The organism is Rhizobacter sp. (genome assembly GCF_031412075.1).
Lineage (GTDB): Bacteria > Pseudomonadota > Gammaproteobacteria > Burkholderiales > Burkholderiaceae_C > Rhizobacter.
Genome location: NZ_JANOCG010000096.1, coordinates 1 through 9,928 on the forward strand (window position 1 = coordinate 1; position 9,928 = coordinate 9,928).

Consider the following 9,928-nt stretch of genomic DNA (forward strand, 5'->3'; position numbering starts at 1 on the left):
GGCTACGACGTGACCTCGTACACGCTGCAATGTTTTGGCGGCGCCGGTGGGCAACACGCTTGCGGCGTGGCCGACGCACTCGGCATGACGCGTGTTTTCGCCCACCCCCTGGCCGGCGTGCTGTCGGCCTACGGCATGGGCCTGGCCGACCAGATCGCGATGCGCGAACGTTCGGTCGAACAGCCCTTGACCGAAGACGGTGTGCACGCCGCGCTGCACCACGCCGCCGAACTCGCCGAGCAGGCGCGTGGCGAGTTGCAACAACAAGGCTTGGCCAGCGGGCAGATCCGCACCGTGGCGCAGATTCAGTTGCGCTACCAGGGCACCGACACGGCGCTCGGCTGCGCGCTGCGCACCGATCAACCGGCCGCGCAGATCATCGCCAGCGTGCGCGCCGAGTTCGAGCGCGCCTACCAGCAGCGCTTTGCCTTCCTGATGCCCGACCGCGCGCTGGTCATCGAGGCCGTGTCGATCGAAGCCATCGGCGAGGGTGAGCGCAGCGCCGTCACCGCCGCCCCGGCCGACGCACCCGAACACCGCCCCATGCCCACCGCCGCCACGCAGATGTACTGCCAGGCCGACGCCCAACCCGCTGGCTGGCGCGCCGCTGGCCTGTACGTGCGCGAGTCATTGCAACCTGGCGCGCTGATCGACGGCCCGGCCATCCTGGCCGAAAAGAACGCCACCACCGTGGTCGAGCCCGGCTGGCAAGCGCGGCTCACCGCGCTCGACTGCATCGAGCTGCAGCGCGTGACGCCACGTGTCACCGCCCATGCGGTCGGCACCAACGTCGACCCGGTGATGCTGGAGGTGTTCAACAACCTCTTCATGAACATCGCCGAGCAGATGGGCCTGCGGCTGCAGAACACCGCCTACTCGGTCAACATCAAGGAGCGGCTCGACTTCTCGTGTGCACTGTTCGACGCCAGCGGCCACCTGATCGCCAACGCGCCCCACATGCCGGTGCACCTGGGTTCGATGAGCGAATCGATCCACACCGTGATCGACAACAACCCGGCGATGCGCCCGGGTGATGTGTACGTGCTCAACAACCCGTACAACGGCGGCACCCATTTGCCCGACATCACCGTCGTGACGCCGGTGTACCTCGACGGTCACGCCAAACCTTCGTTCTACGTGGCCTCGCGTGGCCACCATGCCGACATCGGCGGCACCACGCCGGGCTCGATGCCGCCGTTCTCCAAGCGCATTGAAGAAGAAGGTGTGTTGATCGACAACTTCAAGCTGGTCGAAGAAGGCCGCCTGCGCGAGGCCGAGCTGCTGGCGCTGCTGGGCTCGGGTGCGCACCCCTCGCGCAACCCGCAGCAAAACCTGGCCGACCTGCGCGCGCAAGTCGCCGCCAATGAAAAAGGCGTGCAAGAGCTGAAAGCCATGGTCGCGCAATACGGCCGTCAGACGGTGGCCGCCTACATGGGCCACGTGCAGAACAACGCCGAAGAATCGGTGCGCCGCATCATCACCGCGCTGCACGACGGCGCGTTCGAGCTGCCGCTCGACAACGGCGCGGTGATCCGCGTGAAGGTGAGCGTGGATGCCAGCTCACGCAGCGCCACCGTCGACTTCAGCGGCACCAGCGCGCAGCTCGACAACAACTTCAACGCGCCCAAGTCGATCACCATGGCGGCGGTGTTGTACGTGTTTCGCACCCTGGTCGACGACGACATCCCGCTCAACGCCGGTTGCCTCAAGCCCCTGCGCGTGATCGTGCCCGAGGGCTGCATGCTCAACCCGCGCCCACCGGCGTCGGTGGTCGCAGGCAATGTGGAAACCTCCACCTGCGTCACCAACGCGCTCTACGGCGCGCTCGGTGTGATGGCGGCCAGCCAGTGCACGATGAACAACTTCACCTTCGGCAACAACACCTACCAGTACTACGAGACCATCTCGGGTGGCTCGGGCGCGGGTGATGGTTTTGACGGCACGAGCGTCGTGCAGACCCACATGACCAACTCGCGCCTCACTGACCCCGAGGTGCTGGAGTTCCGCTTCCCGGTGCGCTTGGACAGTTATGAGATCCGCGCTGGCTCGGGTGGCGCCGGGCGCTGGGCCGGTGGCAACGGCGGCCTGCGCCGCGTGCGCTTCCTGGAGCCGATGACGGCCTCCATTCTGAGCAACGGGCGCGAGCACGGGGCCTTTGGTATGGCGGGTGGGATGCCCGGCGAGGTGGGGCGCAACTGGGTCGAGCGCGCCGATGGGCGGGTGGAGACGTTGCCGCACATCGGCTCGACCGAGATGGCGGTCGGTGATGTGTTCGTGGTGTCTACGCCTGGGGGCGGAGGCTACGGCACCGCGCTGTGAGCTGCCTTCGTCTTTCCCGCGGAGGCGGGAATCCAGGATGGTTCGCTTTGTCTCGGCGGGAGCCGAACACCAGCCGGCCTCGCTATGCGTCGGCGCCAAGGCGCATCACTTCGTCCGCGCCGAAGCGAAGCGAGGCGTAGACGGGAATGTTCGCGAAGCGAACGACCGTATTGCTCTTCGGGTCCCCTTGGTGAGTCGTCGAGCAGCGCAGGGCTTTGCGGCAGGCGCGCAGCGCCCTCGTTGTCTGACTTCGCGCGGTTGTTTGAGCGCAGCGGCCGCAGGCCGCGTAGCGAGTTCTGCGCGAGCTGCAAAGACCGAGCAGCGCAGAGCAGTCGGCCATAGGCCGACCGGCGAGCAGGGTCGCCTTTTCTTTGGTGACTTTCTTTTGGCGAAGCAAAAGAAAGTTACTGCCCTGTCGGGGGCACATCCCGACGCACCCGCTGGAAGTACGAAGAACTCACCACGCGACAGCGGCAAAAAAACCGCACAAGGCTTCGATACCTCAGCCCGAACGGGTGGAGGTGCGCAACCATCCTGGATTCCCGCCTTCGCGGGAATGACGGACGACGGACGACGGACGACTCAGGCGACGCCTGCGCTCGCCGCCTGCTTGTCCGCGTGGTAACTCGACCGCACCATTGCCCCCACCGCCGCGTGGGTGAACCCCATCTTCACCGCCTCGGCCTCGAACATCTTGAAGGTGTCCGGGTGCACGTACCGACGCACCGGCAGGTGGTGGCCGCTCGGCGCGAGGTACTGGCCTATGGTGAGCATGTCGATGCCGTGCTCGCGCATGTCGCGCATCACCTGCAAAATTTCTTCGTCGGTTTCGCCCAGGCCCACCATCACGCCGCTTTTGGTCGGCACGTGCGGCGCAAACTCCTTGAAGCGCTTGAGCAGGTTGAGTGAGTAGGCGTAGTCGGAGCCCGGGCGTGCTTCCTTGTACAGGCGCGCCGTGGTTTCCAGGTTGTGGTTCATCACATCGGGCGGCGCGGCTTTCAAGATCTCGAGCGCGCGGTCCATGCGGCCACGGAAGTCGGGCGTGAGGATCTCGATGCGCGTTTGCGGCGACAGCTCGCGCACGCTGCGGATGCAGTCGACGAAGTGCTGCGCGCCGCCATCGCGCAGATCATCGCGGTCCACGCTCGTGATCACCACGTAGTTGAGCTTGAGCGCGGCAATCGTCTTGGCGAGGTTGAGCGGTTCGTTCACGTCGAGCGGGTCGGGGCGGCCGTGGCCCACGTCGCAGAAGGGGCAGCGGCGGGTGCACTTGTCGCCCATGATCATGAAGGTGGCGGTGCCGCCACCAAAACACTCGCCGATGTTGGGGCACGAGGCTTCTTCGCACACGGTGTGCAGCTTGTGCTCACGCAAGATCTTCTTGATCTCGTAGAAGCGGCTGTTGTGCGAGCCGGCTTTGACACGAATCCAGTCGGGCTTTTTCAGCTGTTCGGCCGGCACGATCTTGATCGGGATGCGGGCGGTCTTGGCCTGCGACTTCTGCTTGGCCGTGGCGTCGTAGCTCGCGGCGTCTTGTGAGGTGTGAACGACCTTGTCGGTGGACATCAAAGGCTTTCTATCCCGTTCGCACTGAGCTTGTCGAAGTGCTGCGCTGAGATGCACGCTGGCTTCGACAGGCTCAGCCCGAACGGTGGTGTGTGGGCTTGGTTTAGCTCAAATGCGCGGCGAGCTTGTCGCCCAGGCGGGTGGCCACGGTGTTCCAGTCGGTGTGAACGCCCAGTGTAGCGAGGTCGACTGTTTGCAGCCCGACGTAACCGCAGGGGTTGATGCCGCCGAAGGGGCTCAGGTCCATCGCCACATTGAGCGCCACGCCGTGGTACGTGCAGTGGCGGCTCACCTTGATGCCCAGCGCGGCGATCTTGCCCAGGCCGGCAAACGGGTCGATGCGCGGGCCGGTCAGTGCCGCGTGGCCAAAGGGGTCACCGAGGTTCACATAGATGCCCGGCGCCCCCGCCACACGGTGGCCCGTCACGCCCAAGGACTCCAGCGTCTTGATGACGCAGTGCTCCAGTCGGTAGACGTATTCCTTCACGTAAATGTTCAGGCGCCGCAGGTCGATCAGCGGGTAAGCCACCACTTGGCCAGGGCCGTGGTAAGTGACCTGGCCGCCGCGGTTGGTGGGCACGATCGGGATGCCGCGCGCGTCGAGCACGTGGTCGGCCTTGCCGGCCACGCCCTGGGTGTAGACCGGCTCGTGCTCGCACAGCCAGATTTCATCGGGTGTGCTCGCGTCGCGCGTTTCGGTGAAAGCCCGCATCTCGACCAGGGTTTCGGCATAGGCCACCCGGCCGCGCAGGCGCAGCGTGGGCGAGCTGCCTCGGGCGGAGCCGAGGGCGGGCGAAGTTACTGACATGGCCTCGATTGTCGGGGCGCGGAAAAAAACCTCGGTGAACAAAGCGTGAATCCGTGCATCCATCTCGCCGAAGCCTGCGTAAAGCTGTGTGTCCGGCCATCTTGTCGGAACCCCACCATCAGGAGACCCTCATGCAACCTTCCCTATTCAAGACCACCCCTGTATTGGCAGCCGTGCTGCTGGCCCTGTGCGGCACGGCCGGCGCGTCCAGCCACCGCGAAGCGCCTTTCATCACCACCGTGCCGAAGGTGGATGCGACCGACTTCTACATGTTTCGCAGCTATGAAACCGACCGCAGCGCCTACACCACGCTGATCGCCAACTACCTGCCGCTGCAAGACGCCTACGGCGGCCCGAACTATTTCTCGCTCGACCCGAATGCGCTGTACGAGATCCACATCGACAACAACGGCGACGCCCGCGAAGACCTCACCTTCCAGTTCCGCTTCAAGAACACGCTGGCCAACGCCGGCCGGGGCGTCGAGCTGCCCGTGGGCGGTGTCAACGTAGCCATCCCGCTGATCCAGGCCGGTGTGGTGGCGAACGTCCGCGACGCCAGCCTGAACCTGGCCGAAACCTTCACAGTCGACGTGGTGCGCGGTGACCGCCGCAAAGGCACGACGGCTTCGGTGACGAATGCCGCCAATGGCGCCGCCACCTTCGACAAGCCGGTCGACAACATCGGCGTGAAGACCATCCCGAACTACCCCGCCTACGCCGCCCAGCACATCTACAACGTCAACATTCCCGGCTGCGCGACCCCGGCCAAGCTGTTCGTGGGCCAGCGCAAGGACCCGTTTGCCGTCAACCTGGGCACGATCTTCGACCTGGTCAATGCCCCGGTTTCGACCATCACCAACCCCGACCTGATCGGCGCTGCGCCCAACATCATCGACGACAAGAACGTCACCACCCTGGCGCTCGAAGTGCCCACCACCTGCCTGACCTCCGGCAGCGAAACCGTCATCGGTGGCTGGACCAGCGCCAGCATGCGCCAAGCGCGCCTGCTCGACCCGACACCCAAGCCCGGCCACCAGAAGGCTGAAAAGGCCGGCGGCGCCTGGACCCAGGTCTCGCGCCTGGGCATGCCCCTGGTGAATGAAGTGGTGATCGGCCTGAAGGACAAGGACCTGTTCAACAGCTCCAAGCCCAAGGACGACGCGCAATTTGCCGCCTACGTGACCAACCCCACTCTGCCCAAGCTGCTGGAGATCGCGCTGGCCATGCCCAACATCGCGCCCACCAACTACCCGCGCACCGACCTGGTCACGACCTTCCTCACCGGCATCACCGGCGTGAACAAGCCGGCCAATGTGGTCGCTTCTGAAATGCTGCGCCTGAACACCGCCATCGCACCGGTGGCCTTTGCGCAGCAAAACCGCCTGGGCATCGTCGGCAACATCCTGGCCGGTGGCACCGACAACGCCGGCTACCCGAACGGCCGCCGCCCCAAGGACGACGTGGTCGACATCTCGCTCGTGGCCGTGATGGGCGGGCTGTGCATGGCCAATGGCGACACCAACGCCCTGGGCTTCGGCACCGCGTGCAACCCGGCGGCCGTGCCGCTGGGGACCACCGCCTTCCGTCTGCACGATGCGGTCGACCAGGCCGTGGTGCCGCTGATGTCGGGCTTCCCCTACCTGGCCACGCCCATCGGCGGCACCCGTTAAGGAGCACTCAACATGAAGACGACACGACTGCTTCTTTGCACGCTTCTCAGCGTGGCCGGCCTGGCCGCCTGCGGGGGCGACCCCGCCTCAGTGGCCACGCCCGCGCTGACCGAGGTGCCCGCAACAGCCGCTGCGACGCCTGCGGCCTACACCGAGTTCACCCAGCAACAAGCGCCCAGTGAAACGGCCGACCCGTTGAGCCTGGACACCTTTGCCGAGGCCCCGGTCAATGAAAGTGATGACCCGGTGGTTCTGAACTGACCACCCGACCACGCGGCCGGCTCACACGGCCGGCCGCGTGGCTCGTTCCGACGAACCCCTTACAGCACGACCTTCACCATCGGGTGGGTCGACAGCGTGCGGTACAGCTCGTCGAGCTGTTCGCGGCTGGTGACCAACACGGTCACCGTCACGCCCAGGTACTTGCCCCCACTGCTGGGGCGGATCTCGACGCTCGCCGCATCAAAGCCGGGGTCGAAGTTTTTTGCCACTGCCGTGACGGCGTGCACAAACCCATCGACGTTGGCGCCCATCACCTTGATGGGGAACTGCGACGGGTATTCGATCAGCGACTGTTCGGGTGGGATGTCTTGCATGGTCAGAAGGATTGAGAAAGCTTGGCGCGCTGGTAAGCCTCGAACAGCCGCGCATACACCGGGCCGGGCTTGCCACGCAGGGCACCATGGCCCACCGGCTCGCCATCGAGCAGGGTCACGGGCAGAACTTCCTTGGACGCTGAACTGAGCATCAATTCATCGGCCGCCAGCACCTCGGCCTCCGGCACGGGCCGCAGGTTGAAGGCAATGCCCTCTTCTTCACACAGCTCGCGCATCAGCTCGTAGCGCACCCCTTCGAGCAGGTGCTCGCTCTTGGGCGGGCCCAGGAGCGCACCTTCGTGCACCACCCACACATTGCTCGACGACGCCTCGGTGAGGTAGCCGTCGCGAAACAGGATGGTCTCGACCGCCCCCCGGTCGGCCGACATCTGGCGGGCCAGCACATTGCCCAGCAACGAGATCGACTTGATGTCGCCACGTTCCCAGCGAAAGTCGCGCGCAGTGACGCAGGCCACGCCTTTGTGGCGTTGTTCGGGTGTGTGCGTCACCAGCGGGTTGCTCATCATGAACACCGTGGGCTCTATGTCGGTGGGCATCACATGGTTGCGCGGCGCCACACCGCGTGTCACCTGGAGGTAGATCGCCTGGTCTTCACTCTCGTGAGCGGCGACCAGCTTGCGGCAATGGGCGAGCCACTGCGCTTCGGTGAACGGGTTGACGATGCGGATCTTGGACAACCCGCGGTTCAGGCGCGCCATGTGTTCGTCGAAGCGAAACAAGCGTCGGCCATACACCGGCAAGGCTTCATAGATACCGTCACCGAACAGGAACCCGCGGTCGAGCACGGAGACCTTGGCATCTCGCAGGGCGAGGAACTCGCCGTTGAGGTAACACAGGCTGTCAGCGAGCTTGTCAGGGATGGCTGTCATGGCGCCTCCACCGCGTGTAGGGAGGTCGAGGTTACTTGATCCACAGGCGCATGGCATCCCATGCCCGGCCAAAAATGCCGGCTTGTTCGACCGCGCTCAACACGACCAGCGGCCGCTCGGCCACCAGCGCGCCCGAAGGCGTGCTGACCTTGAGGGTGCCCACACGTTGCCCCTGGGTGAGCGGGGCCACCAGCGGGTCGGTGCGCTCGACCTTGGTCTGCAGCTTGGCGCCATCGCCCTTGGGCACGCTGACGAACACCGCGGCGGCACTGCCGAGCTGGGCGTCGTTGGCCTTGCCCTTCCAGACCGGCACGGTGACCACCGGTTTGTTGGCCTCGAACAGGCGCACGGTGTCGAAGGCCTGGAAGCCCCAGTTCAAGAGCTTCTGGCTCTCGTTGGCGCGGGCATCCATCGAGGCCGCACCCATCACGACGCTGAGCAATCGGCGCTTGCCACCGCCCGCGCCACTGGCCGCGAGGTTGGGGAAGTCGCGCTGGGCCGACACCACCATGCAATAACCAGCGGCCTCGGTGTAGCCGGTTTTCATGCCGTCCACGCTCGGGTCGCGCAGCAGCAACACGTTGCGGTTGTTCTCGTTGGTGGTGGGCGACCCCTCCAGGCGGTACTTCTTGATCGAGTACAGCGGGTAGTGCTCGGGGAAGTCATTGATGATGTGGGCGGCAATCACCGCCACGTCGCGCGCCGTGCTCTTGTGGCCGGCTTCGGTGAGGCCGGTCACGTTCTTGAAGCTGGTGTTCTTCAGGCCCCAGGCCTGGTCCTGGCGGTTCATCATGGCGACGAAGTTCTCGACCGTGCCACCCACACCCTCGGCCAGCACCACCGAGGCATCGTTGCCCGAGTTGACGATCACGCCGCGCAGCAGCTCCGACACCTTGGGTTTCATGCGTGGCTCAACGAACATCAGCGAGCCACCGCCCTTGCGCTCTTCCCAGGCCCGCAGCGAAACCGGCAGGGTCTGCTCCAGCGTCAGCTTGTTTTCACGCAGCGCGGTGAAGGTGATGTAGGCCGTCATCAGCTTGGTGAGCGAGGCCGGGTCGGCCACGGTGTCGGCTTCGCGCTCGGCGAGCGTCTGGCCGGTGGTGATGTCGATCAGCAGGTAGCCACGCGCCGCCACTTCGGGCGGCGAAGGCATCTGGGCCAGGGCGGAAGTGGCGGCAAATGCCAGCCCCATCGAAATAGCAAGCACGAGAGCGAACAGTCTTTTCATTGGATTTTTGGTTCTGAGTGAGAGAGCGTGTGGCCACGCCAGGCTTCTTAGGAGCCGTGGCGCACCACCAAGTTCTTGAGCAAGGTGAGTTGCCCATGAAAAAAATGGCCGGCGCCGGGGATCACAGTCACCGGCAGGGCCTGCGGGCGGGCCCAATCGAGCGTGGCCGAGAGCGGCACCACGTCGTCGGCTTCGCCATGGATGACCAGCGTGTCATCGGGCACGGCGGGCATCTGCTGCTTTTGTGTGGACGGGCCGACCAGCACCAGCCGCGAGGCCTTGGCCTCGGCAGGCAGGCGCTGCGCGGCCTCGGACGCCACGTAAGCGCCGAAGGAAAAACCGGCCAACACCAGCGGCAGGGTCGCATCGCGGTGGGCGGCGATCACGGCCAGCGCGTCGTCGACCTCGCCACGCCCTTCGTCCCACACCCCTGCGGAGCCGCCGACACCGCGAAAGTTGAAGCGCACGGCACGCAGGCCCAATTGCACAAAAGCGCGCGCCAGCGTCTGGGCGACCTTGTTGTCCATGGTGCCGCCGTGCTGCGGGTGCGGGTGGCACACGATCGCCACGCCGTGTGGCGCCGTGCTGGGCTCGTCGACCGCACATTCGATGGCACCGGCCGGGCCGGCGATGTTCACCCGCCTGGTTTGCGGGTTCATCGGCCGACCGAGTCCGGGAGCAGCAGCCGCTCCACCACCACACCGTTTTTCAGGTGCGACTCGACGATCTCGTCGATGTCCTGTGCGTCGACGTACGTGTACCAGACCGCCTCCGGATAGACGACGGCGACGGGCCCGGCCGCACAGCGATTGAGGCAACCCGCCGTGTTCACGCGGACCTTGCCGGGACCT

Annotated in this window: 10 protein-coding genes; 3 read left to right on the forward strand and 7 right to left on the reverse strand. The window is 65.6% G+C overall.

What is annotated here, in order from left to right; all coding sequences use genetic code 11:
• On the forward strand, positions 1-2,319 hold a 2,319-nt coding region (locus RMO40_RS03640), incomplete at its 5' end, for a hydantoinase B/oxoprolinase family protein (protein WP_309716449.1).
• A 582-nt stretch (positions 2,320-2,901) separates the two neighbouring features.
• On the opposite strand, the gene lipA is transcribed toward RMO40_RS03640, so the two are convergent.
• The gene (gene lipA / locus RMO40_RS03645; protein ID WP_309716452.1) at positions 2,902-3,885 is read right to left on the reverse strand and encodes a lipoyl synthase; all 984 of its coding nucleotides are present in this window, start codon (positions 3,883-3,885) and stop codon (positions 2,902-2,904) included.
• Positions 3,886-3,988: 103 nt separating this feature from the next.
• Positions 3,989-4,693 (reverse strand): lipoyl(octanoyl) transferase LipB, encoded by a 705-nt coding sequence (lipB, locus tag RMO40_RS03650; RefSeq protein WP_309716456.1) that lies wholly within the window; start codon positions 4,691-4,693, stop codon positions 3,989-3,991.
• 131 nt (positions 4,694-4,824) lie between these two features.
• Here lipB and RMO40_RS03655 point away from each other — a divergent pair, with 131 nt between their 5' ends.
• Positions 4,825-6,363, forward strand: coding sequence for a DUF4331 domain-containing protein (locus RMO40_RS03655; RefSeq protein WP_309716458.1), 1,539 nt, complete (start codon positions 4,825-4,827; stop codon positions 6,361-6,363).
• A 12-nt stretch (positions 6,364-6,375) separates the two neighbouring features.
• Complete coding sequence (locus RMO40_RS03660; RefSeq protein WP_309716460.1) at positions 6,376-6,624, forward strand: hypothetical protein; 249 nt, start codon at positions 6,376-6,378, stop codon at positions 6,622-6,624.
• Positions 6,625-6,683: 59 nt separating this feature from the next.
• Here the strand turns inward: RMO40_RS03660 and RMO40_RS03665 are convergent, their stop codons facing one another.
• The 5 genes from RMO40_RS03665 to RMO40_RS03685 form a co-directional block, all read right to left on the reverse strand.
• The gene (locus RMO40_RS03665) at positions 6,684-6,959 is read right to left on the reverse strand and encodes an HP0495 family protein (protein ID WP_309716462.1); all 276 of its coding nucleotides are present in this window, start codon (positions 6,957-6,959) and stop codon (positions 6,684-6,686) included.
• A gap of 2 nt (positions 6,960-6,961) precedes the next feature.
• The gene (locus RMO40_RS03670) at positions 6,962-7,849 is read right to left on the reverse strand and encodes an aminotransferase class IV (protein ID WP_309716464.1); all 888 of its coding nucleotides are present in this window, start codon (positions 7,847-7,849) and stop codon (positions 6,962-6,964) included.
• 31 nt (positions 7,850-7,880) lie between these two features.
• Entirely contained in the window at positions 7,881-9,077 is a 1,197-nt protein-coding gene (locus RMO40_RS03675; protein WP_489660100.1) for a D-alanyl-D-alanine carboxypeptidase family protein, read from the reverse strand.
• A gap of 47 nt (positions 9,078-9,124) precedes the next feature.
• A complete protein-coding gene (locus RMO40_RS03680) occupies positions 9,125-9,736 on the reverse strand; it encodes a serine aminopeptidase domain-containing protein (RefSeq protein ID WP_309716467.1) in 612 nt (203 codons plus the stop codon).
• Positions 9,733-9,928, reverse strand: a 196-nt coding sequence (locus RMO40_RS03685; protein ID WP_489660101.1) for a (2Fe-2S) ferredoxin domain-containing protein, incomplete at its 5' end; no start/stop codon positions are given. The genes RMO40_RS03685 and RMO40_RS03680, both read right to left, overlap by 4 nt.

Coding starts and splice junctions, on each gene's coding strand:
- RMO40_RS03675 (WP_489660100.1), bottom strand. CDS start 9,077: ATGAAAAGACTGTTCGCTCTCGTGCTTGCTATTTCGATGGGGCTGGCA.
- lipB (WP_309716456.1), bottom strand. CDS start 4,693: ATGTCAGTAACTTCGCCCGCCCTCGGCTCCGCCCGAGGCAGCTCGCCC.
- lipA (WP_309716452.1), bottom strand. CDS start 3,885: ATGTCCACCGACAAGGTCGTTCACACCTCACAAGACGCCGCGAGCTAC.
- RMO40_RS03655 (WP_309716458.1), top strand. CDS start 4,825: ATGCAACCTTCCCTATTCAAGACCACCCCTGTATTGGCAGCCGTGCTG.
- RMO40_RS03660 (WP_309716460.1), top strand. CDS start 6,376: ATGAAGACGACACGACTGCTTCTTTGCACGCTTCTCAGCGTGGCCGGC.
- RMO40_RS03670 (WP_309716464.1), bottom strand. CDS start 7,849: ATGACAGCCATCCCTGACAAGCTCGCTGACAGCCTGTGTTACCTCAAC.
- RMO40_RS03680 (WP_309716467.1), bottom strand. CDS start 9,736: ATGAACCCGCAAACCAGGCGGGTGAACATCGCCGGCCCGGCCGGTGCC.
- RMO40_RS03665 (WP_309716462.1), bottom strand. CDS start 6,959: ATGCAAGACATCCCACCCGAACAGTCGCTGATCGAATACCCGTCGCAG.